This is a genomic window from Azonexus sp. R2A61 (genome assembly GCF_021401135.1).
In the GTDB taxonomy this organism is placed as follows: Bacteria; Pseudomonadota; Gammaproteobacteria; order Burkholderiales; family Rhodocyclaceae; genus Azonexus.
Map to the genome: position 1 here is coordinate 253,767 of NZ_JACBFO010000002.1, position 26,654 is coordinate 280,420.

Annotated in this window: 23 protein-coding genes; 17 read left to right on the top strand and 6 right to left on the bottom strand. The window is 63.4% G+C overall.

Features of this window, described 5'->3' with window-relative positions; all coding sequences use genetic code 11:
• Positions 1 to 22 precede the first annotated feature (22 nt).
• From L0962_RS06365 to L0962_RS06385, 5 genes are read left to right on the top strand one after another with little or no spacing between them, the layout of a single operon-like run.
• Positions 23 to 6,331 (top strand): VCBS domain-containing protein, encoded by a 6,309-nt coding sequence (locus tag L0962_RS06365; RefSeq protein WP_234085517.1) that lies wholly within the window; start codon positions 23 to 25, stop codon positions 6,329 to 6,331.
• A gap of 39 nt (positions 6,332 to 6,370) precedes the next feature.
• On the top strand, positions 6,371 to 7,897 hold the full coding sequence (locus L0962_RS06370; RefSeq protein ID WP_234085518.1) for a TolC family protein: 1,527 nt from the start codon (positions 6,371 to 6,373) through the stop codon (positions 7,895 to 7,897).
• 2 nt (positions 7,898 to 7,899) lie between these two features.
• Positions 7,900 to 8,712, top strand: a complete 813-nt coding sequence (locus L0962_RS06375) for an efflux RND transporter periplasmic adaptor subunit (protein ID WP_234085519.1) — start codon at positions 7,900 to 7,902, stop codon at positions 8,710 to 8,712.
• A 10-nt stretch (positions 8,713 to 8,722) separates the two neighbouring features.
• Entirely contained in the window at positions 8,723 to 10,054 is a 1,332-nt protein-coding gene (locus tag L0962_RS06380) for an efflux RND transporter periplasmic adaptor subunit (protein WP_234085520.1), read from the top strand.
• Positions 10,051 to 12,144, top strand: coding sequence for a site-2 protease family protein (locus L0962_RS06385; protein WP_234085521.1), 2,094 nt, complete (start codon positions 10,051 to 10,053; stop codon positions 12,142 to 12,144). Before L0962_RS06380 ends, L0962_RS06385 begins: the two co-directional genes overlap by 4 nt.
• Before the next feature lie 14 nt (positions 12,145 to 12,158).
• Here the strand turns inward: L0962_RS06385 and L0962_RS06390 are convergent, their stop codons facing one another.
• Complete coding sequence (locus L0962_RS06390; protein ID WP_234085522.1) at positions 12,159 to 12,923, bottom strand: sulfite exporter TauE/SafE family protein; 765 nt, start codon at positions 12,921 to 12,923, stop codon at positions 12,159 to 12,161.
• Positions 12,924 to 13,017: 94 nt separating this feature from the next.
• Between L0962_RS06390 and L0962_RS06395 the strand changes: the two genes are divergently transcribed.
• The 9 genes from L0962_RS06395 (at position 13,018) to nifM (ending at position 20,034) form a co-directional block, all read left to right on the top strand.
• On the top strand, positions 13,018 to 13,938 hold the full coding sequence (locus tag L0962_RS06395) for a LysR family transcriptional regulator (RefSeq protein ID WP_234085523.1): 921 nt from the start codon (positions 13,018 to 13,020) through the stop codon (positions 13,936 to 13,938).
• 56 nt (positions 13,939 to 13,994) lie between these two features.
• Positions 13,995 to 15,128 (top strand): alanine--glyoxylate aminotransferase family protein, encoded by a 1,134-nt coding sequence (locus L0962_RS06400; protein WP_234085524.1) that lies wholly within the window; start codon positions 13,995 to 13,997, stop codon positions 15,126 to 15,128.
• Between the two features lie 105 nt (positions 15,129 to 15,233).
• Complete coding sequence (locus L0962_RS06405; protein ID WP_234085525.1) at positions 15,234 to 15,776, top strand: Spy/CpxP family protein refolding chaperone; 543 nt, start codon at positions 15,234 to 15,236, stop codon at positions 15,774 to 15,776.
• 168 nt (positions 15,777 to 15,944) lie between these two features.
• Positions 15,945 to 17,084 (top strand): homocitrate synthase, encoded by a 1,140-nt coding sequence (gene nifV / locus L0962_RS06410; protein ID WP_234085526.1) that lies wholly within the window; start codon positions 15,945 to 15,947, stop codon positions 17,082 to 17,084.
• Positions 17,077 to 17,859, top strand: a complete 783-nt coding sequence (cysE, locus tag L0962_RS06415) for a serine O-acetyltransferase (protein ID WP_234085527.1) — start codon at positions 17,077 to 17,079, stop codon at positions 17,857 to 17,859. Before nifV ends, cysE begins: the two co-directional genes overlap by 8 nt.
• A gap of 1 nt (position 17,860) precedes the next feature.
• Positions 17,861 to 18,400 carry a hypothetical protein gene (locus tag L0962_RS06420; protein ID WP_234085528.1) on the top strand — a complete coding sequence of 180 codons (540 nt, stop codon included), beginning with the start codon at positions 17,861 to 17,863 and terminating at the stop codon, positions 18,398 to 18,400.
• Between the two features lie 10 nt (positions 18,401 to 18,410).
• Complete coding sequence (gene nifW / locus L0962_RS06425; RefSeq protein ID WP_234085529.1) at positions 18,411 to 18,752, top strand: nitrogenase-stabilizing/protective protein NifW; 342 nt, start codon at positions 18,411 to 18,413, stop codon at positions 18,750 to 18,752.
• Positions 18,749 to 19,216 (top strand): nitrogen fixation protein NifZ, encoded by a 468-nt coding sequence (locus L0962_RS06430; protein WP_234085530.1) that lies wholly within the window; start codon positions 18,749 to 18,751, stop codon positions 19,214 to 19,216. The genes nifW and L0962_RS06430 overlap by 4 nt, the downstream gene beginning before the upstream one ends.
• On the top strand, positions 19,216 to 20,034 hold the full coding sequence (nifM, locus tag L0962_RS06435; RefSeq protein WP_234085531.1) for a nitrogen fixation protein NifM: 819 nt from the start codon (positions 19,216 to 19,218) through the stop codon (positions 20,032 to 20,034). The genes L0962_RS06430 and nifM overlap by 1 nt, the downstream gene beginning before the upstream one ends.
• Here nifM and phaR read toward each other — a convergent pair whose 3' ends face one another.
• Positions 20,035 to 20,586, bottom strand: a complete 552-nt coding sequence (phaR, locus tag L0962_RS06440; protein WP_234085532.1) for a polyhydroxyalkanoate synthesis repressor PhaR — start codon at positions 20,584 to 20,586, stop codon at positions 20,035 to 20,037. It abuts the gene before it with no gap.
• 419 nt (positions 20,587 to 21,005) lie between these two features.
• On the opposite strand from phaR, the gene L0962_RS06445 reads away from it, so the two are divergent.
• Positions 21,006 to 21,503: a hypothetical protein gene (locus tag L0962_RS06445; protein ID WP_234085533.1), complete on the top strand. Its 498-nt coding sequence runs from the start codon at positions 21,006 to 21,008 to the stop codon at positions 21,501 to 21,503.
• 107 nt (positions 21,504 to 21,610) lie between these two features.
• Here L0962_RS06445 and phbB (L0962_RS06450) read toward each other — a convergent pair whose 3' ends face one another.
• Genes phbB (L0962_RS06450) through phaC form a run of 3 tightly spaced genes read right to left on the bottom strand, consistent with a single transcriptional unit; the run spans position 21,611 to position 24,901 of the window.
• Positions 21,611 to 22,354, bottom strand: coding sequence for an acetoacetyl-CoA reductase (gene phbB / locus L0962_RS06450; RefSeq protein WP_234085534.1), 744 nt, complete (start codon positions 22,352 to 22,354; stop codon positions 21,611 to 21,613).
• A gap of 45 nt (positions 22,355 to 22,399) precedes the next feature.
• Positions 22,400 to 23,140, bottom strand: a complete 741-nt coding sequence (phbB, locus tag L0962_RS06455) for an acetoacetyl-CoA reductase (RefSeq protein ID WP_234085535.1) — start codon at positions 23,138 to 23,140, stop codon at positions 22,400 to 22,402.
• A 27-nt stretch (positions 23,141 to 23,167) separates the two neighbouring features.
• Complete coding sequence (gene phaC / locus L0962_RS06460; protein WP_234085536.1) at positions 23,168 to 24,901, bottom strand: class I poly(R)-hydroxyalkanoic acid synthase; 1,734 nt, start codon at positions 24,899 to 24,901, stop codon at positions 23,168 to 23,170.
• 133 nt (positions 24,902 to 25,034) lie between these two features.
• Between phaC and L0962_RS06465 the strand changes: the two genes are divergently transcribed.
• Positions 25,035 to 25,253, top strand: a complete 219-nt coding sequence (locus L0962_RS06465; protein ID WP_234085537.1) for a hypothetical protein — start codon at positions 25,035 to 25,037, stop codon at positions 25,251 to 25,253.
• 7 nt (positions 25,254 to 25,260) lie between these two features.
• Here the strand turns inward: L0962_RS06465 and L0962_RS06470 are convergent, their stop codons facing one another.
• Positions 25,261 to 26,202, bottom strand: coding sequence for a transcriptional regulator GcvA (locus L0962_RS06470; protein WP_234085538.1), 942 nt, complete (start codon positions 26,200 to 26,202; stop codon positions 25,261 to 25,263).
• A 123-nt stretch (positions 26,203 to 26,325) separates the two neighbouring features.
• Here L0962_RS06470 and L0962_RS06475 point away from each other — a divergent pair, with 123 nt between their 5' ends.
• Complete coding sequence (locus L0962_RS06475) at positions 26,326 to 26,550, top strand: hypothetical protein (protein ID WP_234085539.1); 225 nt, start codon at positions 26,326 to 26,328, stop codon at positions 26,548 to 26,550.
• Positions 26,551 to 26,654: the final 104 nt, after the last annotated feature.

The following is a 26,654-nucleotide window of genomic DNA, read 5'->3' on the forward strand; positions in this document are numbered from 1 at the left end:
AATCATCACACAGGGGAAAACCATGAGCAAGAAAGAACGCACTCACCTCCGCCCGGCTGCCCGTGCGCTGGCCCTGGAACCCCGTCTGCTGTTCGACGGTGCCGGCGCCGTCGCCGCCGCCGATAACTTCGACATGGCAGGCGACCATGCCGCCGAGGCCCAGCAGCAGGAAACCCAGCCGGCGGCGGATGCCCGCCCGAGCGAGCTGGCGGAGAAACCGGCCGGCGCGCTGCCGCTGCTCGACCTGGCCGAGAACGCCGGTGACTACCAGGCGCTTCTGGGCGACGCCGCCAGCCTGGCGCAACAGAAACTGGTCGACTGGCTGAACAGCGACGACTTCCGCACCCAGGCCGCCGAAATTTTCAACGCCGATGCCGGCAGCGCCAACTGGAATGCCCAGCTTGACGCGCTGCGCAGCGAGATTCTCAACGGCAGCTACGGCATCCGCACCGAAGTGCGCAGCAACGAGGAACTGATACAGGTACTGGGCGCCTGGACGGCCAGCGGCACCACCGGCGAGCGTACCATTTACCTCAATGCCGAATGGCTGGCGAAGTCCGATGCGGCCACGGTTGCTACCGTGCTGCTCGAAGAACTCGGTCATGACATCGACAATCGACTGAACAACGGCAAGGACAGCGCCGGCGACGAAGGCCACGCCTTCGCCAGCCTGCTGACCACCGGCGACGCCAACCTGGCGGTCAACCTGGGCCGCGACGACCACCGCACGCTGGTGCTCGACGGCCTGCAAGTGCAGGTGGAAAACGCCGGGCCGTACAGCATTGCCCAGGTGCACTTCGTGTCGATGCCGGAAAACCAGATCTACAGTGGTCTGGTCAACGTCAATACAGCCAGCGGCGCCTCTCAGGTCATCGAAACCATCATCGCCATCACCGCGACCAGCAACAAGACCGTCATCGTCTACGACCACTGGGAAGATGGTTACGAAAGCGACATCAATAGCCCAACGCAAACCGCGACGACCAAAGTCTGGACCTATACCGATGCCGACGGCTGGTTTGTCGATACCGACGGCAATTTCATCAAAGACGCTGGCGAGAGTGCCGTTGCCAACGGTACGAGCATCGTCGCCAATGGCCGAACGCTGATTCTCAACAACAATGTGGCGACTACGCACGCCAGTTCGCCGGGTAGCAATGTCTTTTTCGATGGCCGCGACAAGATCGGCTCGACCAAGGCCGTGACCGTGACCCGCGCCGGCTGGGATACCGGCATCACGACCGTCCTGGGGGGAGCGGTCAATCTGGTCGACGTCGGCAATGCGGGAACGAATTTCGTCATCCCGGTGGGGGCTGATACCTACTATTCCGGCAGTAACAGCCTTTACACGAAAACCTCGTTGTACGTCATGGCCTACGAGGACAATACGGTGGTCACCATCACGCTCGCAAACGCTGATGGCACCCTCAGCAGCAACACCATCACACGTACGCTGGCGCAAGGGGAAAGCCTGTATGTTCAAGGGGGCGGGGCATTCTCTGCGGGCACCGGTTTGAACGACGCCCGGGGAACGGTTTATGACGGCACCACCGTCTCGGCCAGCAAGGCCGTCGGCGTCAATGTCCTGGCCGGTACCAGCACCACCCAGAACCGCTGGCACAGCATCAGTTCGGTCGATAGCTGGGGCAGCAGCTACTACGCGCCGGTTGCCACCGTGGGCGGTGCCATATCGGATGTTTATTTCTACAACAACAACAGTACGGCGATCACCATCGAGTACGAAACGGCCAGCGGAACCAGCAGTGTTACCGTTGCAGCGCACTCGGGTGGCGCCTTTGCCATGCCTGCATCCGCGGCACATTTCTACACCAGCGATGGCAGCAAATTCTACGCCGTCGCCTCGGTGGACCGCACCACCTCGCGGGATTGGAGTTACACCCTGGTCGCCGAGAAGACCCTGACCGACCGCTTCGTCACCGCCTGGGCGCCGGGCAACAGTCAGAACGACGGAACCATCCAGTCAAGCGGGCATAACGGCAGCCCGATCTGGGTCACTTCCACGGCAGATACCCTGTTGTACATCGACGGTTACGTGAAACTGTATGACACCACGGGGGCTGGTAGCACTGCAGGTAGCAGTGGTAGCGCTACCCCGGGCGGCAACGCCATCGCCATCGACAGGATCATTGCCAAGAACGGCGACGAGATCACCGGCACTGCAGCGATCAACGCTTTCATCGCCAGCTCCAGTGGCGACATTGCCACCATGGTTTTTTCGGTCAGTCGCTTGCAGTCCTACCGTATTTACGACGCGAGCAGCGCAAAGAACCAGAGCGGTCTGGCGGTGTACACCAAGGACGGCACACTGCTGACTGCCGCCTGGGGGCAGGACGCTACGGCGTCAGGAACCACAGCGCCCTATCTCGACATGGGCACGACCGTTTCGCCGCAACCGGACTACCTGATTACCAAGGGCGCACTGGAAAAAGCATCGGGGGGCGATCCCAGCATCAGTAACGACAACCTGCTGGTCGAACTGGGCGAAATGGTGGTCTATACGATCACCATCGAAAACCGCGCGGTGATCGACCTGTTCAACATCAACATCAAGGATGCGATGGGTAGCCCCGATAACGGGACTTATGTTGCCAATAGCGCGACCCTGCATATCTACGATGCGGACGGCAATGAACTGTACACAATCCCGGATTTCGACGGCAGTAGTGATCTCTTTCCGTTGTTGGGCAGCGGCTACACCCTGACCGGCGATCTGGACAACGTCAAACCCGGCACCCAAGGCTTGCAGATCGGCAGCAGGATCGTCGTCACATACGCTGTCCAGATCCGCAGCGACATCAATTCGACGCTGGCCGACGACAACTACATGATCAGCAACAGCGTGACCATGAGCGGCCAGCCGCCGGTCGGCGACCCGATCGATCCGAAGGAAGTCACGATCAAGACCAAGGTGACCGCCATCGACGCGCCGCCGCAGACGGTGGCGGAGGATGCAACGCTTGCAAGCGGCACCTTCAAGGTGACCAATACCGAAGGGCTGACCAGCCTCGTTATCGGCGGCACGACATTCACCTTGGCGCAGCTCAATAATGCGACGCCCTCTACTCCGCTCACCGTCAACACGACCGAAGGCGTGTTGACCATCACCGGCTACAGCAACAACGCCACCACCAAGGTCGGCACCGTTACCTACACCTACGATCCGGCTGGCACCAGCAAGGATCACAGCGGCGGTGCCGAGGTCAAGGATACTGTCGCCGTCAAGGCCAACTATGCGGGTGGCAAGGAAGTCAGCGGCAGCCTGGTGATCGACATTACCGACACCGTGCCGGACGCTCGGGACGACGCGCGGACCCTGGAGCGCGACGATGACGTGGTCAACGGCAATGTGATGGCTGGCGGCGGCACTGGCGACGTGGCCGACACGCTGGGTGGCGACGCTACGCGCCTGCACAAGATCGGCACCGGCAGCAGCGCCACCGAAACGGTCGCCAACAGTACCACCAGCGCCAACGGCACGAGCGTAACGGGAACGCACGGCACCTTGGTCATCGGTGCCGATGGCAGCTATACCTACGATCTCGACGAAACCACGAACGCGGTTGCCGATCTCAAGCCAGGCCAGACGCTGACCGAAACCTTCACCTACGAACTGATCGATAGCGACGGCAACACCAGCACCGCCATCCTGGCGATCACCATCCAGAACACGGGCGTGCACGTCAACAGCATCACGGTGAACGAAGGTTCGCCGTATGGCGTGTTTGAAGTCACGGCCCCCCCCGCCGACACGGTCACGCTGACGTTAATGAACGGCAGCGCGCAGGGAGGCACGGACGGTAGCGACACGTCGGGCAATACGGATTACATCGATAACAGTCTGGAGTATTTCGACGGCACGCAGTGGGTCGCTTACACGGGGGTGGCAGTGACCGTCCCGGCCGGCGGCGTGCTGCTTGTTCGCGTCCCCATCGTCAACGACGACAACTACGAGAACAGCGAGACCTTCCAACTCCAGGCCACCAACACCGGCGGCAAGACCGCCACCGGTACCGGCACCATCAAGGACGACGGCACCGGTACGATCTGGCTGCCCAAGGACCCGCTCAACCCCGGCGTGCCGGGCAACCCCAGCGATCCGACCCTCGAACTCGTCCCGCTCAACCCGACCGACCCGACCGATCCGCTCGACCCCAACTATCCGGGCGTCACCCCGCCGCCGGGCGCCTTCGACGATGACCGCACGGTCGACGTCAACGACATCACGGTCAACGAAGGTTCGCCCTACGGTGTCTTCGAAGTCACCGGCCAGCCCGGCCAGAAGATCACGCTCCAACTGATCGACGGCTCCGCCACCAGCGGCACCGGCAGCCCGACCGACGGTACGGTCGACTACCACACCACCCTCGAATACTTCGACGGCACCCAGTGGCAGACCTATACCCCGGGCGACCTGGTCGACGTCCCGGCCGGCGGCACCCTGCTCGTTCGCGTCCCCATCGTCAACGACGACAACTACGAGAACAGCGAAACCTTCCAGCTCAAGGCCACCAACACCGGCGGCAAGACCGCCACCGGTACCGGCACCATCAAGGACGACGGCACCGGTACGATCTGGCTGCCCAAGGACCCGCTCAACCCCGGCGTGCCGGGCAACCCCAGCGATCCGACCCTCGAACTGGTGCCGCTCAATCCGACCGACCCGACCGATCCGCTCGCCCCCAACTATCCGGGCGTCACCCCGCCGCCGGGCGCCTTCGACGATGACCGCACGGTCGACGTCAACAACATCACCGTCAACGAAGGCTCCCTTTACGGTGTCTTCGAAGTCACCGGCCAGCCCGGCCAGAAGGTCACGCTCCAACTGACCGATGGCACCGCCACCGGCGGCACCGGCAGCCCGACCGATGGTACGGTCGACTACCACACCACCCTCGAATACTTCGACGGCACCCAGTGGCAGACCTATACCCCGGGCGACCTGGTCGACGTCCCGGCTGGCGGCACCTTGCTCGTCCGCGTCCCCATCGTCAACGACGACAACTACGAGAACAGCGAAACCTTCCAGCTCAAGGCCACCAACACCGGCGGTAAGACCGCTACCGGCACCGGCACCATCAAGGACGACGGTACCGGTACGATCTGGCTACCCAAAGACCCCGCCACCCCGGGCATCCCGGGCGACCCCACCGACCCGACGCTCGAACTCGTGCCGGTCGATCCGACCGACCCGACCGATCCGCTCGACCCCAACTATCCGGGTGTCACCCCGCCGCCGGGCGCCTTCGATGACGACCGCACGGTCGACGTCAACGACATCACCGTCAACGAAGGCTCGCCTTACGGCGTCTTCGAAGTCACCGGCCAGCCCGGCCAGAAGGTCACCCTCGAACTGACCGACGGCTCCGCCACCGGCGGTGGTGTGGACTATGGCCCTGACATCGAAACCTCGACCGACGGCGGCAACACCTGGACGCCCTACACCCCGGGCGACGAGATCACCGTCGGCGGCAGCGGCAAGGTTCTGGTGCGCACCCCAATCATCAGCGACGGGATTTACGAAGGTTCCGAAACCTTCACCCTGACCGCCAGGGTGGTCGGCGGCAAGAATACCGCGACCGGCACGGCGACCATCCAGGACGACGATCGCACGCCGCCGCCACAACAGTTGCAGCCGGACCCCGATCTATACAAGCCGCTCGTTCCGCCCGCCCTGCAACCGAACAACCCGCTGAACAACTCTCCGGTCATGCTCGATGCCGGTCCGTATTTCGCCGGCGAACGCTTCAACGATGTACGCCGCATGGTGTTGCCGTTCCACCCCGTCGTCTATGTCAATCGCGCCGTATCGGCTTCGCAGGAATTACGCACCCAGGATGACCCGCGTGGCTTCAGCGATCCAGCAGCGGTTAGTCCGGGGCAGCAGCAGCCGACGAGCCTGGGCCGGGACCTCGGGCAGGATCCCAATCTGTTCGTGACCCACGCCATTCGCGACTCGCAACGCGAAGCAGGCTTTCAGCACAGCACGGTCGAAGGCCGCTACAGCCGCCTGGGGCTGGGCAGCGACGGCTATCTGTCCCAGCCCGGCTTGTTCAGCAACCCGGCCACCGAGCTTGATGAGCTTTTGAAGGAGCAAAGGAAAAAGCTGAAGAAGGCGGCGGATATGGACGAAGAACCGACCGAACGCGGAGCTGACGGGGAAAAGACGGCACAACCGGCGGAAAAATCGACCGGGAAGTCAGCCGACGCGGCGGAGATGCCGCAGCGTCTGGCCGGCGGCGCCGCGCCGTCCTTCGGCGAACAGTTGCGTAGCGGTGCGGCCCGCCTGCCCATGGCGCCGCTCAAAGCCTGATTTTTGGATCAACCAATTGATTTTTGAGGGAAGACAATAATGCAAAACAGCAACCTGAAAACCCGTATCGCCCGCCCGGCCCTGCTGGTCGCGGCTTGTTTCACCGTCGCGCTCACCGGCTGCTCCGTCAACCCCGTTCCCTACAAGCCGGAGGAAATCTCCGAACGGGTCACCCAGGACCGCATCCAGATGTATGCGGATCAAGAGCCGGTCACCGCTCCGATCACCTTCCATGAAGCGGCTGCCCGCGCCCTCAAGTACAACCTGGACTACAAGCTCAAGCTGATGGAGAACGCGCTGTCCAAGAGCCTGCACGACGTCTCCACCCACGAAATGCTGCCGCGCCTGGTCGCCGGCGCAGGCTATGCCTGGCGTAACAACGATTCCGGCGGCACCTCGATCGGCATCGAGGATCGCCAGGTCTCCCTGCGCCCCTCGACCTCGCAGGAACGCGAGCGCGTGCTGTCGAATCTGACCTTCTCGTGGAGCGTGCTGGATTTCGGCGTCTCCTACTACCGCGCCCAGCAGAAGGCTGACCAGGTCCTGATGGCTGACGAACGCCGCCGCAAGGTCGCCCAGAATGTGCTGCAGGACGTCCGCAACAGCTACTGGCGAGCGCTCGGTGCGCAACGTCTGCTTGGCCGCGTCGATGCCCTGCTCGTCCGGGTCAATAAGGCGATCGAACACTCCAAGCAGGTCGAGAAGGAAGGCCTGATGCCGCAACCGCAGGTGCTCGCCTACCAGCGGGCGCTGCTCGATGCGGTCAACCTGCTGACGCTGCGCCGCCAGGATCTCGAACTGGCCCGGGCCGAACTGAACGCCCTGATGTCGATCCCGCCCAACGTCCGCTACACGCTGGCCGACGAAAACGAATCGGCGTTGCCACCGGTTCCGACTGACCTCGAAAAACTCGAGCAGATGGCGCTGGAAAAGCGGCCGGAGATCATGGAGGAGTGGTATCGCCGACGCGTTACCGAGAACGACATCAAGGCCGCCAAGCTGCTGCTCTGGCCCAATCTGAGCGCCGATGCCGGGCTGCAATACGATTCCAACAAGTACAACTACAACAGCAACTGGGTCGATGTCGGGTTCCGGTTGTCGTGGAACATCCTCAAACTGACCCAGTACCCGGCGCTGAACCGTGCTCAGGAATACCAGAACCAGACCGACGACATGCGTCGCATGGCGCTGTCGATGGCGGTGCTGACGCAGATCCGCGTCGGCGTCCAGCGTTATGACCTGTCGCTGGCTGAACTCAAGTACGCCGAGGAAAGCCTGCGCGTCGACCAGCGTCTGCACCACTTCGCCAAGGCCGCCGCACAAACCCAGTCTGACTCCGAGCTCGAACTGATCCGTACCGAGGCCCGTGCGCTGCTCGCCGAATACCAGCGCTACGCAGCCTACTCGAACGCCCAGGCGGCCTGGGGCCGGGTTTACAACTCGGTCGGCCTCGATGTGATGCCGGAAACCATCGACAGCCATGACGTCAAGGCACTGGCCGGTGCCATGGAAAGCACCATGGGGCAGTGGCAGCAGGTCGTCTTCAAAACGGCCGGGCAGCGTTGAGCATGCGCTGCGCTCCATTGCACCGCGCCGCCTGGCTGACACTGGGCATCGTTACGGCCTGCTCGGTCCAGGCCCAACCGATTCCGCCAGCCGGTGGCGCTCGGGCACCGGCGACGCCGGTCGCAGCGAAACCGGTTGCATCGGCCGAAGACCCGGGCGCCATCCGCGTCCTGCTTTCGCCCGAGCTGGAAACCACACTGGTGGCCCAGATGGTCGGCCGTATTTCCAGCCTGCAGGCCCAACTCGGCCAGCGCATCGCGAAGGGCCGACCGGTAGTCGGTTTCGATTGCAGCGAAGCGGCGGCTCGGCTGCAGATGGCGCAGGCGGAATCGGCCTCGGCCAACGAAACGCTGAACGCCAAGGAACGCTTGCGCAAGCTCGATGCTGCCGGCGACATGGAAGTGACGCTGGCCGCCACCAACGCCGACAAGGGCCGGGCGGCGATCGCCATGGCCCGGGCGCAGCTAGCGCAATGCACGGTTGTCGCGCCGTTCACCGGGCGCATCGTCAAGGTCCACGTCAAACCGCATCAGGGCGTCAATATCGGGGTGCCGCTGGTCGAGATGATCAGCGACGGGCCGCTGAAGCTGCGCCTGAACGTCCCGTCACGCTGGCTCGGCCAATTGCGCGTCGGCACCCCATTCGAGGTAAGTATCAACGAAACCGGGCTCAGCTACCCGGCCAAGGTAACGTTGATCAATGCCCGCGTCGACGCCGTCGCTCAAACCATCGAGCTGGAAGCCCGCATGGACAGGAACGAACCTGATCTGCTCGCCGGCATGAGCGGTATCGCCCGCTTCCGCCTTACCCCCTGATCCCTCGGCGATGAAGCTGTCTCCTGCCCTGGCGGCATTCGCCACCGAACTGGAGGCGCGCGCCCGCGCCGCCGAAAGTGTCGCCGAACTTGGCTTCAGCATCGCCAACGACAGCCATGGTGCACTGGCTTTCCGCCAGGCGCTGGTGCTCTCGGCCAAAGGCGATGTACTGACGGTCTCCGGCCTGGTCAAACTGGCCGAGGACAGTCCCTACCTGTTATGGCTTAAACGCAGTTGGCCGTGGATCGCCGAACGTGTTCCGGAAACCGGCTGGTACGCGCCGGAAGCCGCCGAACTCGCCGCAGCCCCCGGCGACGTCGCCGACGGCTGGCAGGAATGGTGGCCGGCCGGCATCCAGGTCGTACGCCTGAAGCGCCGTACCGGTACGCCACTCGGCTGGGTGGTGTTCCTGCTGAATCACCCGCCTCAGGACGACATCCTGGCAATGTTCGAACGGGTTACCCAAACCTGGGCTTATTGCTGGGAAATGCTTGGCGGCAAGCCACGCCTCGACCTGCGCGCGCGCTGGCAATCCTTGAACGTCAAACGGCGCCGACTTGCCGTTGCCGCCCTGTTCGTTCTTTTCCTGCTACCGGTACGGCAAACGGTGCTGGCCCCGGCCGAAATCGTGCCGGTGGATGCCATGGCACTCACCGCCGCCCTCGACGGCGTGGTCAAGTCCGTGCATGTCCGGCCGAACCAGCCGGTCAAGGCTGGCGACCCGCTGTTCTCGCTCGACGATACGACGTTGCGCAACCGGCTTGAAGTCACCCGCAAGTCGGTGGCGGTAGCCGACGCCGAACTGCTGGCGGCAACCCAGTTGGCCTTCGACGACAATCGCAACAAGGCCGAACTGGCGACCTTGACCGGACGTGCTCGGGAAAGGCGCGCCGAACTGGCGGCAGTCGAGGCACAGCTCGCGCGGATCGACGCCATCGCGCCCTACGATGGCGTCGCAGTGTTCGCCGATCCCGACGAATGGCAGGGACGCCCCGTCGTCACCGGTGAACGGATCATGCTGCTGGCCAACCCCGACAAGCCGGGCATGCTGATCCATCTGGCAGTCGCCGACGCCATCACGCTCGCCCCAGGGGCACCGGTCAAACTTTTCCTGACCGTCCGCCCGCTGTCGCCGGTCGTCGGCGAAATCAGCGAGACCAGCTACCAGGCCAGCCTGTCGCCGGATGGCGTCGCCAGCTACCGGCTGCGTGCCAGCGTTGCCGACGCCGACGTGCGCATCGGCCTGCGCGGCACCGCCAAACTGTACGGCGACTGGGTCGTACTCGGCTATTACCTGCTGCGCCGGCCGCTGGCCAAGCTGCGCGAATGGAGTGGCTGGTGACGCAGGCCGCCGATCTCCGGCAGGCACTGCGCCAGGACCTCCGCCTGCATGAATCGGGGCCGGGCAGCGACGGTTCCCCGTCGTGGGCGATCCAGGACCCGGTGAACAACCGCTTTTTCCGGATCGGCTGGCTCGAATACGAATGCCTGTTGCGCTGGCCGGGCAAGCCGGAGGAAATCGCCGCCGATATCGAGCGGCATACCCCGCTTGCGGTCGACACCGCCCAGGTCGAGGAATTCGCCGCCTTCCTCGATCACCACCAGTTGCTGCTGCCGACCGACCAGGGACGCCAGCGGATGATCCGCCAAGCCCGCGAACCGGGATGGCGGCACTGGCGCTGGTGGCTGCACCACTATCTGTTCATCCGCATCCCGCTGGTTCGCCCGCAACGTTTCCTGGCTCGCCTGACGCCTTGGCTCGAACCGCTGTTCTCTTGGCCGGCCGCGTTGCTGATGATCGTCGCCAGCCTGCTCGGCATGTTCCTCGTTACCCGTCAGTGGGAAACCTTCACCCACGGCGTCCTCGACATCCTGACGCCGGCCGGCATCGTCGGCTTCATGCTGGCACTGGTCATTTCCAAAACGCTGCACGAACTCGGCCACGCCGTCGTCGCCACCCGCCAGGGGGTGCGCGTCGCACACATGGGCGTCGCCTTCCTGGTCATGTGGCCGATGCTCTACACCGATACCGGCGAATCCTGGCGGCTGCGCTCGCATCGCCAGCGGCTGGCCATATCGGCCGCCGGCATCGCGGTCGAAATGGGTCTGGCCGGTCTGTCCACCCTGGCCTGGGCATTACTCGACGACGGCGCGCTGCGTCAGGCCGCGCTCTACCTGGCGACCACCGGCTGGGCCCTTTCGCTGGCGCTGAACGTCAGTCCGTTCATGCGCTTCGACGGCTATTTCATCCTGTCCGATCTGCTCGACTTCCCCAATCTCCACGAACGGGCCGGTGCGCATGCCCGCGTCTGGCTGCGGCGCCACTTGCTCGGCTTCACCGATCCATGGCCGGAACACCTGCCGCTACGCCAGCGGCGGGCGCTGATCGGCTTTGCCTGCGTCACCTGGCTGTACCGACTGGTCGTCTTCCTCGGCATTGCCTGGGCTGTCTACGCCTTCTTCTTCAAGGCACTCGGCCTCTTCCTGATGGCGGTCGAAATCGTCTGGTTCATTGCCCGCCCGGTGTGGTCCGAGCTGTCGGTCTGGCGCAAGCGCTGGCCAGAGGTCCTCACTACGCGCCGCCGCCGATTGCTGACCGCGCTCGGCGCCGCCGGCATCGTATTGCTGGTGCCCTGGCATTTCGATGTCGATACCGGCGGGATCGCCCATGCCGAGCGCCAGCAAGTGGTCTTCGCCCCGTTCCCGGCGATGCTCGACGCCATGCACCCACCCGGCCGCGTCCAGGCCGGCACAGCGCTGGCCGGCTTCTTCACGCCCGATCTGGCTGCACGCGAGGCCCAGGCGACAGCCGGTGCCGAAGCCCTTGAACGGCGCTTGGCCGGACTTCTCGAGGCCAACGACGGGGTTGCCCGTCAAATGGCCATGACGCAACGTCTGAACGAACAACTGGCAGAGATTCGGGGCGTCCGTGAGGAAGCTGGACGACTCAATATCGCTGCTGAATTCGATGGCGAATGGCGCGACGTCCCGCCGGAAGTACGGCCTGGCACCTGGGTCGGCATCCGCGAAGTGCTGGGCGTCCTGATTGCGCCCGACAGCTGGGTCGTCGATGCCTACGTCGAACAACGCCAGATTGATCGCATCGCCGTCGGTGCCCACGCCAGCTTTCTGCCCGAGGGACAAGCCGGAGCGCTTGCCGCAGAGGTCATTGCCATCGATACGACGCGGGCTCAGCGTCTCGCCCATCCGATACTCGACAGTCGCGCAGGCGGCCATTTCACGACTCACCGGGAAGGGCGCGACGCGGTCCCCGCCGAAGCCCTGTACCGCGTTCGCCTCCGCTTGCTGGAAACGCCCGCGCAGTTCCACGAACTACGCGGTACGGTACGCATCGAGGGGAAAGCCCGCAGCCTGCTCTGGGAGGCAATTCGGGGCAGTCTGGCGATCCTCATTCGCGAGAGTGGATTCTGACCCTGTTCGCGACCTCAATGACGCACCAGCCCCAGCCATAGTGCGGTCGACAGCAACATCAGCGCAAAAATGATGCGCATCGTCCTTTCCGGTAGTCGGTGCGCCAGCGCAACGCCGGCCGATACGGTGAACATGCCGCCGATGGCCAGCGGAATGCCGAGCTGCCAGTCCACGCGTTGCGCTTCGGCGTAGGTGAACAGCGCCATCGCCGAACTTGGTGCAACCAGCGCCAGGGCCAGGCTCTGCGCCACCGTCTGACGCTGGCCGAGCCAGCCGGACAGGACCGGCGCGGCGAGCAGCCCGCCACCGATCCCGAACAGTCCCATGCTGCTGCCGCCGGCCACGCCGAGCAGCGACACCCAGCGCCGGCGCAGCGGCTGCTCGGGCGGCAGCGGCTTGCTGCCGCGTGTCTGCCACAGCATGTACAACGCCATCAGCCCGAGGAAACCGGCAAACAGGCGACCGAGAACACTGGCATCCAGACGTGTCGCCCAGGCGGCGATCAGGCCGGTCGTGACGGTCGCACTGACCGCGATAATCGCCGCCGGCACCCAGTTGACCGCATGGCGCTGCTGGTAGCGCCACCAGCCGATGACCAGGTTCGGCACCATCAGTACCAGCGCCGTGCCTTGCGCCATCGCCTGATCCATGCCGAAGGCGATGACCATCAGCGGAATGGCGATGACGCCGCCGCCGATGCCGAACAGGCCGCCGAACCAGCCGATGCCGGCACCGAGCAGCAGCCAGGAGGCCAGTTGAGACAAGGAAAACAAGGTCATGGTCGACATTCGGGGAGAAGTTCGCCCATGATATTGATCACATCGATAGACACAATATCGCATCGATCAATTGATCATTAACTTGAATGCAACAATGACCGGTACCTCGGATCTCGCCTTCTTCAGCCTGCTCGCCCGCCAGCCCAGCCTTGCCGCCGCCGCCCAGGCGCTGGACGTGACGCCGCCGGCGGTCAGCCGGCGGCTGGCGGCCTTGGAGAAACGCCTGGGTGTACGCCTGCTCAACCGGACAACGCGCCGGCTGAGCCTGACGCCGGAAGGCGAACGCTATCTGGAGGACGGCGAAAGCATCCTGCGCGACATCGAGCGGCTGGAGCGTTCGTTGCTCGACAGTCGTGAACAGCCGCAGGGCCTGTTGCGCATCAACGCCAGTTTCGGCTTCGGCCGCCGGCACCTCGGGCCGGCGATTTCGGATTTCGTCCGCCGTTGGCCGGAAGTCGAAGTCATCCTGCACCTCAGCGACCGTACGCTGGACCTGACCGAGCATGCGCTCGACATCGCCATCCGTTTCGGCCCACCGCCTGACGCCCGCGTACTGGCCCGTCGCATCGCCGCCAACCGCCGACTGCTGTGCGCCGCCCCGGCCTATCTGGCAAGGCGCGGCATGCCGGACAGCCCGCAGGCGCTGGCCGATCACGAGTGCATCGTGATCCGCGAGCACGAACGGGTCTACAACAACTGGCAATTGACCGACGGCCAGCGGCAGTTGACCGTCAAGGTGCGCAGCCCGCTGGCGGTGAATCACGGCGAGATCGCCGTCGACTGGGCGCTGGCCGGCCACGGCATCGTGCTGCGCTCGGAATGGGACATCGCCGCCGACCTGCGGGCCGGCCGGCTGATCCGCGTGCTGCCCGGCTGGGAAGGCGCCGAGGCCGACATCCACGCGATCTACCCGCAACGCCATCTGCTGTCGGCCAAGGTGCGTGCCTTCCTCGATTTCCTGAGCGAACGCTTCGCCGCGCTGCAGGCCGGCGATCCGGGCAGTGCAGGCTGGTGAATCGGCCGGCCTGACGGTATCCTGCGCGTTCAAAAATATTTCCCGGAGAGATGACCATGCCCGCCCTGCTCCCGCATCCCGATCCCGAAGGCCTGCTCGAATATTCGGTGGTCTATACCGACCGCGCGCTGAATCACATGTCGGTGAAGTTCCAGGGCGTCATGCGCGACATTTCCCGCATCCTGAAGCAGGTCTACCACGCCAAGGCAGCGGTCGTCGTGCCGGGCAGCGGCAGCTTCGGCATGGAAGCCGTCGCCCGCCAGTTCGCCAGCGGTCGCAAGGTGATGGTCATCCGCAACGGCTGGTTCAGCTTCCGCTGGACGCAGATTTTCGACATGGGGCACATTCCGTCCGAAGCCGTCGTCCTCAAGGCCCGGCGTAACGGCGACGGGCCGCAGGCACCGTTCGCCCCGCCGCCGATCGACGAGGTGGTCGCGGCGATCCGCGCCGAACGGCCGGAAGTCGTCTTCGCGCCGCATGTCGAAACGGCCTCCGGCATGATCCTGCCGGACGACTACCTCAAGGCGGTCGGCCAGGCGGTGCGTGCGGTCGACGGCATGTTCGTGCTCGATTGCGTCGCCTCCGGCACGGTCTGGGTAGATATGGCGGCCAACGATGTCGACGTGCTGATCTCGGCGCCGCAGAAAGGCTGGAGCGCCTCGCCCTGCTGCGCGCTGGTGGCGCTCGGCGAACGCGCCCGCGCCCACATCGATGCCACCAACAGCACGAGTTTCGCCTGCGACCTGAAAAAATGGCTGAACATCATGGAAGCCTACGAAGCCGGCGGTCATGCCTATCACGCAACGATGCCGACCGATGCACTGACCACTCTGCGCGACGTGATGCTGGAAACCGAAGCCTATGGCTTCGACAAAGTCTGCCAGGAGCAATGGGAGCTCGGCCGACGGGTGCGCCTGCAACTCGTTGCACGCGGCTATCCCAGCGTCGCCGCCGAAGGCTTCCAGGCCCCCGGCGTGGTGGTCAGCTACACCACCGACCCGGAGATCCAGAACGGCAAGCGTTTCCTGGCGCTCGGCCTGCAGACAGCGGCCGGCGTACCGTTGATGTGCGACGAGCCGGCCGATTTCCGCAGCTTCCGCATCGGTCTGTTCGGACTCGACAAGCTGCACGATCCCGAGGGCACGACGACACGGCTGAGCACGGCGCTCGATGCGCTGGCCGGTCACTGACGGGTTACGATTCCTTACATCCTGCAAACGACGTCTTACGCCGATCTCCGTAAGCTTCATCCTGTCGCCGGTACTCATTGCCGGCTCATCCACAGGAGAAGCCCCATGAAGAAGCCCTTCCCGATCACGACCCAGCGCTTTCTCGTTGCCGCCTGCGTGGCGCTCGCCCTGCCGCTGAGCGCCATGGCCTTCCCGGAAGGCAAGGCCGGTTCCGGCGGCAGCCACGGCAGCTGCGACGGCATGCGCGGCAGCCACGGCATGAAGGGCGGCCCGATGCCGATGATCCACGGCCTGCACCGACTCGACCTGAGCGACGCACAGGAAGACAAGATTTTCGACATCATGCACGCCCAGGCACCGGCCGCCCGCGATCAGATGCGCGCACTGCTCAAGTCCGAGGACGAACTGCGCAAGCTGAAAGCCGCGCCGGATTACAGCGATGCCAAGGCCAAGGTCCTGATCGACCAGATCGCCAAGCAACGCGCCGACATGGAAATGTCGCGTCTGCAGAACGAGCGCAAGGTCCTGGATGTCCTGACGCCGGAACAGCGCAAACAACTGACCGAGATGAAACCGGCCGATGGTAAGCCGGGCAAACGTGGTGACCGCCGCGCGCCGCCGCCTCCGCCGGCGCCCGCCAAGTCCTGACCCGGACCACGCCCAACGACAAACGCCGGCTTTACGCCGGCGTTTCTTTTTGTCGGCTTCCCGACAAGCTTTCATCCAATCCGTACGGTCGACATCGAAAAATCCTTGTTTTTCAATACGATGATCGTTGGCACCCCACTTGCTTTCCATCCAGGCAAGGAGAACCCGATGAGCCAAGCTTCCTTCGTCACGATCAACGACACGACCCTGCGCGACGGCGAACAGTCCGCCGGCGTTGCGTTCTCGCTCGACGAGAAGCTGCTGATCGCCCGCCGCCTCGACGCCATCGGCGTGCCCGAACTGGAAGTCGGCATCCCGGCCATGGGCGAGGAAGAGCGCGAATCCATCCGCGCCGTCGCGGCACTTGGCCTGAATGCACGGCTGATGGTGTGGAGCCGCATGCATCCGGCCGACATCGCCGCCTGCGCCGGACTGGGCGCTCAACTGATCGACATCTCGGTGCCGGCCTCCGACCAGCATCTGGCCTACAAGCTGAAACAGGATCGCGCCTGGCTGCTGCGCGAATTGCCGAAATACATCGGCGCCGGCCTCAGCCTCGGCCTGGACGTCGGCCTCGGCTGCGAGGACGCCTCGCGCGCCGACATGGACTTCCTGTGCGCGCTAGCCGAAACCGCCGAACGCGCCGGCGCCCGCCGGCTGCGTTTTGCCGACACCCTGGGCATCCTCGAACCGTTCTCGACCTTCGACAAAATCGCCCGCCTGCGCCGGTCGACCGGACTGGAGATCGAAATGCACGCCCACGACGACCTCGGCCTGGCCACCGCCAACACGCTGGCCGCCTGCAAGGCCGGCGCGACGCACGTCAATACCACGGTCAACGGTCTGGGCGAACGGGCCGGCAATGCACCGCTCGAAGAAGTCGTGCTCGGCCTGAAAAAGCTGCACGACATCGCCACCGGCATCGAATTGCGCGATTTCCCGGCGCTGTCGGCCATCGTCGCCAGCGCTTCCGGCCGTGCCGTGCCCTGGCAGAAGAGCGTCGTCGGCGCCGGCGCCTTCACGCACGAAGCCGGCATCCATGTCGACGGCCTGCTCAAGCATCCGGACAACTACCAGGGTTTCGACCCCAGCGAGGTCGGCCAGCGCCACCGCATCGTGCTCGGCAAGCATTCCGGCTCGCGTGCCGTGCAGGTGGTTTACGGCGATCTGGGGATCGATCTCGACAACACGCAGGCGCAATCCCTGTTGCCGCTGGTACGCGGTTTCGTTGCCACCCACAAGCATCCGCCCGAGGCGGCCGATCTGCTCGGCCTGCTCGCTTCCCTCAGGAGTCCGCTCCATGTCTGACGCCTTGACCATGACCTCTCAAGCCGTACCCGCGCCCAGCCTCTGGGCGATCCTCAAGGAAGACCTGGCCTGCGTCTTCGAGCGCGACCCGGCCGCCCGGTCGACCGTCGAGGTGCTGACCACCTATCCCGGCCTGCACGCAATCTTCGCCCACCGCCTGGCCCACCGACTGTGGCTCGGCGGCTGGCGCTATGCCGCCCGTTTCCTGTCTTTCCTCGGCCGCATGCTGACCAATGTCGACATCCACCCCGGGGCAACCATCGGTCATCGCTTCTTCATCGATCACGGCGCCTGCGTGGTGATCGGCGAGACGGCGGAAATCGGCGACGACGTCACGCTCTACCACGGCGTGACGCTCGGCGGCACTTCCTGGAACAAGGGCAAGCGCCACCCGACGCTGGCCAACGGCGTGGTGGTCGGCGCCGGCGCCAAGATTCTCGGCCCGATCGTCATCGGCGAACGGGTCCGGGTCGGCGCCAACTCGGTGGTGGTCAAGGACGTGCCGGCCGACCGCACGGTCGTCGGCATCCCCGGCCGGGTCGTCGATACCCGCATCGCGCGAGCCCCGGCCAACGGCATCAATCTCGACCACAACGTGCTGCCCGATCCGGTGGCCAAGTCGATCGCCTGCCTGATCGAACGCATCGAAACGCTGGAAAAGGAACTCGCACAACTGCGCAACGAACCGGAACCGGGCGATCACGGCGATTGCCGTACCTGCTCGGCCGGCGACCTGTGCTGCGAAAACGAAGCGATGCACGAGGCGGCGCACTGACATGGACCTGCTCGACTTTTCCGACTGCAAACTGTACTTCGAGGATTCGCTGCCGGCCGAGGCCGAAGCGCTGATCGCCCAGGCGTCGCGGGAATACGGCGACCCGGCGGCAGAACTCGCCCTGCTCCGCGCGCACATGCTGGCACCGGAAAACCTCACCGTACTGGTCGGCCTGTACCGTTATTTCTTCTATCAGCACCGTCTGGACGACGCACTGACCGTCGCCGAGCGGGCAATGCAGTTGTCGGCCCGCCACCTCGGCCTGCCCGCCTGGCACGACATCGAGGAAGCCCAACTCGGCACGGCCGCCAGCAATTCGATCGGTCTGCTGCGTTTCTATCTGCTGGCGCTCAAGGCGGCCAGCGTCGTGCTGCTGCGCCTGGGGCGCATCCCGGAATCCCGGGCCCGCCTGATCAAGCTGTCGCAACTCGACAGCCGCGATCAGATGGGCGCCGGAAAACTGCTTGAAGTGGTCGACGAATTCCAGCGTTCCGACACGCCGACCGAAGCCGATACCGATCTCAATCTCGCCGTTGCCTGAGGAGGCCCTTATGGAAGATACCCTGACCCTTGCCGAAGCCATGGAGGAACTGGTTTCCGCCGAAGACTTCCTCGATTACTTCGAGGTGCCTTACGAGCCCTCCGTCGTGCACGTCAATCGCCTGCACATCCTGCAGCGCTTCCACGACTACCTGACCAAGCAGGCGCCCAACCTGCCGCCCGAGGAAGAGCAGCAGCGCGGCATCTACCGCCTGTGGCTGGAACGCGCCTACCAGGATTTCGTGGAATCGGACTCGATCACCGAAAAGGTCTTCGCCGTGTTCCAGAATCAGGCCAAGCCGGAAGGCGGTTTCAGCTCCTTCGTCTCGCTCGACAAGGTGTTCCGCGAATGATGGACGCCAAATGGGAGTACGGCGAAGCCGTACGGCTGATCCGCAACGTGCGCAACGACGGCACCTATCCGGGCCTCGACCCGGGCGCGCCGCTGGTCCGCCGCGGCAGCATCGGCTACGTGGTCGATGTCGGCACCTTCCTGCAAGATCAGGTGATCTATTCGGTCAACTTCCTCGACGAGGGAAAAATCGTCGGGTGCCGCGAGGAAGAACTGATCGGGGCCGACGATCCGTGGACGCCGTCGAAATTCGAGTTCCGTGAAAAGGTTCGCGCCACCAAGCAACTGTCGGTCGGCGGCGAGGTGCTCGTCGACATCGGCTCCCGCGGCGAAGTCATCAAGGTGATCCGCCACGGCGAGGACGGCGTCGCCTATCACATTCACTTCGACAGTCTGCCGGGGCGCCTGCTGCTGATCCCGGAAGGCATCCTGGAAGCCGATACCGCCAAGGAGGAAGCCGTCTGATGTTGCGCGCCTATCTCGAACTGAAACTGTCCTGGGAAATGTTCCAGAAAGCGCCGGAAACGCTGAGCGATCCGGAACGTAGCCGGCTCGGCGAAGTCGCTGCCCGCCAGGACAGCATCGAGCAGCGCATCCTGGCGACACCGGAAGCGGCCAACGTGATGGTGCCGGCCGCCACGCTGCAGACGCGCACCGTCGAGGTCCGCGGCCGTTATCCGGACGACGACGCCTTCCAGGCCGATCTGCAACGCCTGGGGATGAGCGTCGATGAACTGGAAAAGGCCATCGAACGCGATCTGCGCGTCGAAGCCGTCCTGGAAAAAATCGCGGCGGATGTGGCCGAGGTCAGCATCGTCGATGCCGAAATCTACTATCGCCTGCATCCGGATGCCTTCGACCGCCCCGAGGCGCGGCGCCTGCGGCACATCCTGATCACCGTCGATTCGCCGAAGGAGCGCGAGAAAGCGCTGGAAATCCTGGAAAACCTGCGGTCGACCGTGACATCGGCAGAAAAATTCGCCGCTGCCGCGCTACGCCATTCGCAGTGTCCGACGGCCATGGAAGGCGGCATCCTCGGTGTCGTCAAGCGCCAGCAGCTTTACGCCGAACTCGAACCGGCGGCCTTTGCGCTCGGCGAAGGCGAGGTCAGCGCCGTACTCGAATCGCCGATGGGCGTACACATCATCCGCTGCGACGAGGTTTTCCCGAGCGGCATGCTGCCCTTTGAGGAAGTCCGTGAAAAGATCGTCGAGCGGCTAACCGACAAACGCCGCCGCGAAGCCCAGCGCGACTGGATCAAGTCGCTGGGCAAGGCCCGCTGATCACTTCTCGGGCTTGTCGCCCGGATTGACCTGAAAGCCGGAGAACATGCTGCGCGTCTGGGTCTGCAACTGATCCTGCATGGACTGGAACATCTTCTTGGACTGGTCCATGTAGGCGGTCATCATGCTCTGCATGGCCGGCTGCTGGAAATTCAGGAACTGGTTCCAGAAATCGGCCTGCACCGTCGCCGTATCGCTGCCGTACATCGTGCGCGACTGTTCCTGCAGCTTCTGCTGGAAATCGACGAAGGTCTTCATGTTGTTTTCCAGATACTTGCCGAGCATGTTCTGCGAGGCACTACCGTAGTAACGGATGAACCCGGAAAGCAGGTCACAGGAGAACAGCGGCACACCGCCGGTTTCTTCCTCAAGGATGATCTGGAGCAGGATCGAACGGGTCAGGTCGTCGCCGTTCTTGGCATCGACCACCTTGAAGGCTTCGAACTTGAGCACCAGATCCTTGACGTCCCCCAGCGTGATGTAGGCACTCGTCTTGGTATCGTAAAGACGGCGATTGGGGTATTTCTTGATCAGGCGAACCGGTTCGGACATGCTGCGACCCTCAAGAGATGTAGTTTATGTGCAGCGCACAATTATAGCCAAAAAAAGGCGCACCCGAAGGCGCTCGCTTCTGTTGCAATGCAAAAATCCGGCAACAATTCATGCCGGAAGAGACATCACTGGTAGTACATCAAGCCGCTACCATCAATTGCGCAGCAGTGATCCTGCGTTTTTCGCCGAGCAAGCTCCTGTCCGAGCAACTTGCTTCGCCTCCGAGTTGAATCGGGAACCGGGCACCTAACGGTCAGCAAAAATACAAAGCAAACCACCACCTCTGCAATCAGCGAAGTTATTCACCAAGGCCAATGCAGTTGAGATAGAAATATGACCTTCGTGATAATGACAAGGCACTACACAAGAGTCGATAATGCGCATTCCAGTTCATAAAAATCATTAATGGGGTTAAATCAATGAAACTGAAAGCCATTACCGTTGCATCGACATTTGCACTTAGCGCCTGCGCGACAATTATCGGAAGCACCTCTCAGCCCGTAACGTTCAAAAGCTCTCCCGAGGGCGCGACATTTAGCGTCATCAACCGCGCGGGCGAAAAAATCCATTCAGGACTAACGCCCGCCACAATTACCTTACGGAAAGGTGCAGGATATTTTAAATCGGAGACCTACACGGTTCGCTACGAAAAGGCTGGATTTGAACCGAAGGAATTCACCGTTTCCGGAAACGTCAACGGGTGGTATTTCGGGAACATCATTTTCGGTGGGCTGATTCTGGGGATGCTGATTGTCGACCCATTGTCCGGAGCCATGTTTACGCTGGATGACGAAAGTGCAAATCAAACGCTGACACCCGTAGGTCCCCGAGTTTCAAATATCGATGGCTCGCTCAGGATTGTCACTGTCGATTCCGTTGACCCTGCACTCATGGCGATGGCTCGCAGAATTAACTGAAAAGTCCAGCGGACTCATCATCAAGAAAAAGCCCGGCAAGTTGATTTGCCGGGCTTTTTCGTTCCATGCGCCTTATGGAGAAGCATGGATAAACATCAATTTACGGGTTACTGGTAGTACAGACCGCCGTTGACGTTGATCGTCGCACCGGTGGTGAAGCCGGACAGGTCGTCGGACAGGTAGGCGCAGGCGAAGCCGATTTCTTCCGGCTTGGCCAGGCGCTTCATCGGCACCGAAGCGACGATGGTTTCCAGGACTTCCGGCTTGATCGCCATGACCATCTTGGTCGCCACGTAGCCCGGGGCTATGGCGTTGACCGTCACGCCCTTGGCAGCCAGTTCGGCGGCCAGCGCCTTGGTGAAGCCGATGACGCCGGCCTTGGCGGCCGAGTAGTTGGTCTGGCCGGCCTGACCCTTGACGCCGTTGACCGAGGAGATGTTGATGATGCGGCCCCAGCCACGTTCGGCCATCTTGGCGGAAACCTGCTTGGTCATGTTGAACAGCGAGGTCAGGTTGGTCGAGATGACGGCATCCCAGCCATCCTTTTCCAGCTTGGCGAACATGCGGTCACGGGTGATGCCGGCGTTGTTGATCAGGATGTCGACCTGGCCGCAGGCAGCTTCGGCGTCGGCGACCATCTTCTGGCAGTCTTCGAGGACGGAGACGTCACCGGCAACGCAGACGAAATCGTTGTAGCCGGCGGCGGACATTTCGGCCAGCCAGGCATCCTTGTTGTCGAACTGGGGGTGGTAGGCAGCGACCACCTTGTGACCGGCCTTGGCCAGTTGCTGGCAGATGGCGGTACCGAGACCACCCATGGCACCGGTGACGAGAGCGACACGTTGCGTCATAGTTTTTTCCTTCCTTGTTGATGAAACGACTGAAAAATCCGGCGATCAGAACATGTGCTGGCCGCCGTTGATGGAAATGTTGGCCCCGGTCACGAATGCGGCTTCATCGGAAGCAAGATAGGCGACAAGGCCGGCGATTTCTTCCGGTTTGCCCAGGCGGTTGACCGGAATCTGCGGCAGGATCTTCGAATCGAGGATTTCCTGCGGGATTGCAGTGACCATCTTGGTACCGATATATCCCGGCGAAATGGTGTTGACCGTGACCCCCTGCTTGGCGACTTCGAGCGCCAGTGCCTTGGTGAAACCGTGCATGCCGGCCTTGGCGGCCGAATAGTTGGTCTGACCGAAGGCGCCCTTCTGGCCATTGACCGACGAAACGTTGACGACACGGCCCCACTTGCGCTCGATCATGCCGTCCATGACCTGCTTGGTCATGTTGAAGACGGAATCGAGGTTGGTGCGCATCACGGCGCTCCAATCGTCCTTAGTCATCTTCTTGAAAGTCATGTCGCGGGTGATACCCGCGTTGTTGACCAGGACGTCGACCGGACCGACCTCGGCGGCGACGGTTTCGACGCAGGCTTTCGCCGAATCGAAATCGGTCACGTCACAGGGATAGGCCTTGAAACCGTAGCCCATGTTGTTCATGTTCTTCAGCCATTCGGCAGCCTTGGCATTGCCGGGCGAATAGGTCGTGACGACCTTGTAGCCCAGTGCCGCCATCTTGATGCAGATGGCTTCGCCAAGCCCGCCCATGCCTCCGGTGATCAATGCAACTCGCGACATTTTCCCCTCCTCCAGCGTTTGTTGGAATCAGACCGCACGTTCCTTCACGTAACGGCCCGGTGCCGGCTCGATGGCTTTGTATTTGGTCGTGCCAATCTTGCGCGCGGCGCGCTGTTCCCCGGAGTACGCCTGCAACCAGCCGGCCCAGTCGGCCCACCAGCTGCCCTTCATCTCGCTTGCCGCGGTCAACCACCCTTCGGCATCGTTTTTCACATCGTCGTTGATCCAATAACTGCGCTTGTTCTTGCTGACCGGATTGATCACCCCGGCGATGTGCCCGGAGGCGCCGAGCACGAAGCGGACCGGTCCGCCGAGAAGACGCGTGCCCTGATACGCCGATTGCCAGGGCACGATGTGATCCTCGCGCGTCGCCAGCAGGTACACCGGCATGTCGAGCGCGCCGAGATCGACCTTCTCGCCGCACATGCTCAGAGCCCCCGGCTCGCGCAGCCGGTTTTCCAGATACATGTTGCGCATGTACCAGCAGGCGAACGGCCCCGGCAGGTTGGTCGAATCCGAGTTCCAGTAGAGCAGGTCGAAGGCCTGCGGCTTCTGGCCTTTCAAATAGTTGTTCTGGACGTAGTTCCAGACCAGGTCGTTGGCGCGCAGGAAGGAAAAGGTGTTCTGCAGGTCGCGGGCCGGCAGCAGACCGCCCTCGCCGATCGTCGCCTCGCGGGCCGACACGCCCTGCTCGTCGATGAACAGGCCGATTTCGCCGGTATCGGAAAAATCGAGCAGCGTGGTCAGCAGCGTCAGCGACGCGACGCTATCGTCGCCGCGCGCCTTGAGCACGGCCAGCGCCGAGGTCAGGATGGTGCCGCCGACGCAGAAACCGAGCGCATTCACCTGTTTGACCCGGGTGATTTCCTTGACCACGGTCAACGCCGCGATCGGGCCGTTTTCCAGATAGTCGTCCCAACCGAGATGGCCTTGCGCTTCCTGCGGATTGCGCCAGGACACCAGGAACACGGTATTGCCCTGCTCGACCATGTAGCGGATCAGCGAATTGTCCGGCTGCAGGTCCATGATGTAGAACTTGTTGATGCACGGTGGCACCACCAGCAGCGGACGCTTGCCGACCTTGGGCGTTAGCGGCGCGTACTGGATCAACTGCATCACGTCGTTCTCGTAGACCACGGCACCTTCGGTGGTGGCGATGTTCCGGCCGACTTCGAAGACCGATTCGTCGGTCATCGAGATGCGCCCCTTCTCGAAATCCTTGATCAGGTTGTTGATGCCGTCGGTGATGCTCTGCCCTTTGGTTTCCAGGGCCTGCTTGATGAATTCCGGATTGGTCGCGGCAAAATTGGTCGGCGCCAGCGCGTCGGCCAGTTGGCGAGCGGTGAAGCGCAAACGCTCGCGGCCCTTTTCGTCCTGCACCGGAATGGTCTCGACGACTTCCTTCAAATACTGCACGTTGAGCAGGTAAGCCTGGTGGATGTAATCGTAGATCGGACTGTCGTGCCATTCCGGCGCATTGAAGCGGCGGTCACCCGGCTCCGGCGCCACCCTGAAATCGGTCGATTCACCCTTCTGCCTGGCCAGGATGGACTGCCAGAGCGACATCTGCTGATCCATGAACTGCTTCTGCAGCGCCGTCAGCGCCTGCGGATCGACAACCGGCGGCGGCAGGCTGCTGCCGGCCTGCGGCTGCGCCTTGCCGACGGCGTCCATGAACTGCTGGGCAAAGGCCTGGCCCGCCTGCATGAACTGCATGGCCGAATTCAGGAATGCGTCGTTATTGTTCGATCCTTGCGCCATGGAATTGTCTGTCTCTCTGGTTATCGGGGCTTGGGCTTTTGGATTCTGCATACCGCCTCCGGCACTGTCAATGCATAATTACCGCCTGACCGTCCTCTGTCGGTCGCCTGCACACTGTCTTTCCGGAAGCCCGATGTCCCTTGCCATGATCATCGTCATCGGATGGCTCTACGTGACCATCCTGATCGCCGCCAACGAACCGAGCATCATCGTCGGCGTCGTCTCCTTCTTGTTCTACGGCGCCCTGCCCTGCGGACTGATCCTGTATTTTGCCGGTTCCCGGGTACGCCGCGAGCGGCGGCGTTTCCGCGCCGAAATGGCGGCCCGCCAGGCAGCCTCCCGGGAAGAATGACGCAGCGCTAGCGGCTGCGCGCCTCGCCGATCAACCATTGGCGGAAGGCCGCGACCGAGGGCCGCTTGGCCACGGCCCGGCGCATCACCAGATAATAGGCATAGGGCGACGGAATACCGACCGGGAAAGGCAGGATCAGGCGACCGGCGGCCAGTTCCGATTCGACCAGCGGCAGCAGCGCCAGCGCCACGCCTTGCCCGTCGAGGGCGGCTTCGACAGCCAGCACGGCATTCGAGAAATGCGGCCCGCGTGCCGCATCGACCCCGCCGACGCCAGCGGCCGACAACCATTCCCGCCAGCCCGGCTGGCGACTGCCACGGATCGTGTCATCGTGGATCAGCACATGGTGGACAAGATCGGCCGGTTCCGCCAGCGGCCGATCGGGCGTCGCCAGCCGCGGGCTGCATACCGGAATCCAGTCCGGCGCCAGGATGCGTTCGACCAGCAGCCCGGGATAATCGCCGGTGCCGTAGCGGATCGCCAGCAGACTGTCGTCGCCCCGCGGATCGTCCCAGGCGGTGCTGAAGACCGGCGCGACGCCGTCGCGGTCCACGCTGTCCGAACCGCTGGAAATACGTAGCCGGACCTCGGGAAAGTCGCGGGAAAAGCGGGCCAGCCGCGGCACCAGCCAACGCGCGGCAAACGACGGCGGTGCATCGACCGTCAACAGGCCATCGCGCTCCAGGCGCGTCTGCTCGACCGCCTCGGCCAGACAATCGAAACCCTCGCGAACCTTGGGCAGCATCGCCAGGCCCTGCGGCGTGATCGCCAGCGCCCGCGTCAGCCGGCGAAACAGCGGTACGCCGAGATGGCTCTCCAGCGCCTTGATCTGCTGGCTGATCGCCGCCGGCGTCACGTGCAGTTCCTCCGCCGCCTTCTTGAAGCTCAGGTGGCGGGCAGCGGATTCGAAGGCGCGCAGCGCGGCCAGCGGAGGCAGTCGATAACTCACGGCAACAGATTAGTTTTTCTAACGCATGCGATCATAAAGTGTCGTTTGCCGGCCGGCAAGACGCTTTCTATCTTGCGCACCAAGGCGTTTCCGGACGCCACGCATCCAAGGAAAGGAACCGTCATGCATCTCCCGTCACTGTTTGCCGCGCTGCTTGCGGTCAACCTCGCCGCCTGCGAAAAAACCGGGCCGGCCACGCCAGCCGGCGAAGCACCGGCACTGCGCACGGCTGCGGTCGACACCCCGCCCAGCGAAGAATTCGGTCTGCGCGCACCGTCGACCGCCAGCGGCGAACTGCGTCTCTCGGCCATGCCGGGCGGGGACGAAAATCCACCGCGCCATAATTAAGTTTAGCTAATCCATCGGACAAAAATAACTCGTTCGTCCACCAAAACAGCATTTGCTAAATTTCGCTCCGTCTCCCCCCGGACCTTCCTGCGCTTGGGTTCCGG

What these genes read in the sequence shown, in the direction of transcription:
- L0962_RS06365 (WP_234085517.1), top strand. Translation starts at nt 23, where the DNA reads ATGAGCAAGAAAGAACGCACTCACCTCCGCCCGGCTGCCCGTGCGCTG.
- L0962_RS06370 (WP_234085518.1), top strand. Translation starts at nt 6,371, where the DNA reads ATGCAAAACAGCAACCTGAAAACCCGTATCGCCCGCCCGGCCCTGCTG.
- L0962_RS06375 (WP_234085519.1), top strand. Translation starts at nt 7,900, where the DNA reads ATGCGCTGCGCTCCATTGCACCGCGCCGCCTGGCTGACACTGGGCATC.
- L0962_RS06380 (WP_234085520.1), top strand. Translation starts at nt 8,723, where the DNA reads ATGAAGCTGTCTCCTGCCCTGGCGGCATTCGCCACCGAACTGGAGGCG.
- L0962_RS06390 (WP_234085522.1), bottom strand. Translation starts at nt 12,923, where the DNA reads ATGACCTTGTTTTCCTTGTCTCAACTGGCCTCCTGGCTGCTGCTCGGT.
- L0962_RS06395 (WP_234085523.1), top strand. Translation starts at nt 13,018, where the DNA reads ATGACCGGTACCTCGGATCTCGCCTTCTTCAGCCTGCTCGCCCGCCAG.
- L0962_RS06400 (WP_234085524.1), top strand. Translation starts at nt 13,995, where the DNA reads ATGCCCGCCCTGCTCCCGCATCCCGATCCCGAAGGCCTGCTCGAATAT.
- L0962_RS06405 (WP_234085525.1), top strand. Translation starts at nt 15,234, where the DNA reads ATGAAGAAGCCCTTCCCGATCACGACCCAGCGCTTTCTCGTTGCCGCC.
- nifV (WP_234085526.1), top strand. Translation starts at nt 15,945, where the DNA reads ATGAGCCAAGCTTCCTTCGTCACGATCAACGACACGACCCTGCGCGAC.
- cysE (WP_234085527.1), top strand. Translation starts at nt 17,077, where the DNA reads ATGTCTGACGCCTTGACCATGACCTCTCAAGCCGTACCCGCGCCCAGC.
- L0962_RS06420 (WP_234085528.1), top strand. Translation starts at nt 17,861, where the DNA reads ATGGACCTGCTCGACTTTTCCGACTGCAAACTGTACTTCGAGGATTCG.
- nifW (WP_234085529.1), top strand. Translation starts at nt 18,411, where the DNA reads ATGGAAGATACCCTGACCCTTGCCGAAGCCATGGAGGAACTGGTTTCC.
- L0962_RS06430 (WP_234085530.1), top strand. Translation starts at nt 18,749, where the DNA reads ATGATGGACGCCAAATGGGAGTACGGCGAAGCCGTACGGCTGATCCGC.
- nifM (WP_234085531.1), top strand. Translation starts at nt 19,216, where the DNA reads ATGTTGCGCGCCTATCTCGAACTGAAACTGTCCTGGGAAATGTTCCAG.
- phaR (WP_234085532.1), bottom strand. Translation starts at nt 20,586, where the DNA reads ATGTCCGAACCGGTTCGCCTGATCAAGAAATACCCCAATCGCCGTCTT.
- L0962_RS06445 (WP_234085533.1), top strand. Translation starts at nt 21,006, where the DNA reads ATGAAACTGAAAGCCATTACCGTTGCATCGACATTTGCACTTAGCGCC.
- phbB (WP_234085534.1), bottom strand. Translation starts at nt 22,354, where the DNA reads ATGACGCAACGTGTCGCTCTCGTCACCGGTGCCATGGGTGGTCTCGGT.
- phbB (WP_234085535.1), bottom strand. Translation starts at nt 23,140, where the DNA reads ATGTCGCGAGTTGCATTGATCACCGGAGGCATGGGCGGGCTTGGCGAA.
- phaC (WP_234085536.1), bottom strand. Translation starts at nt 24,901, where the DNA reads ATGGCGCAAGGATCGAACAATAACGACGCATTCCTGAATTCGGCCATG.
- L0962_RS06465 (WP_234085537.1), top strand. Translation starts at nt 25,035, where the DNA reads ATGTCCCTTGCCATGATCATCGTCATCGGATGGCTCTACGTGACCATC.
- L0962_RS06475 (WP_234085539.1), top strand. Translation starts at nt 26,326, where the DNA reads ATGCATCTCCCGTCACTGTTTGCCGCGCTGCTTGCGGTCAACCTCGCC.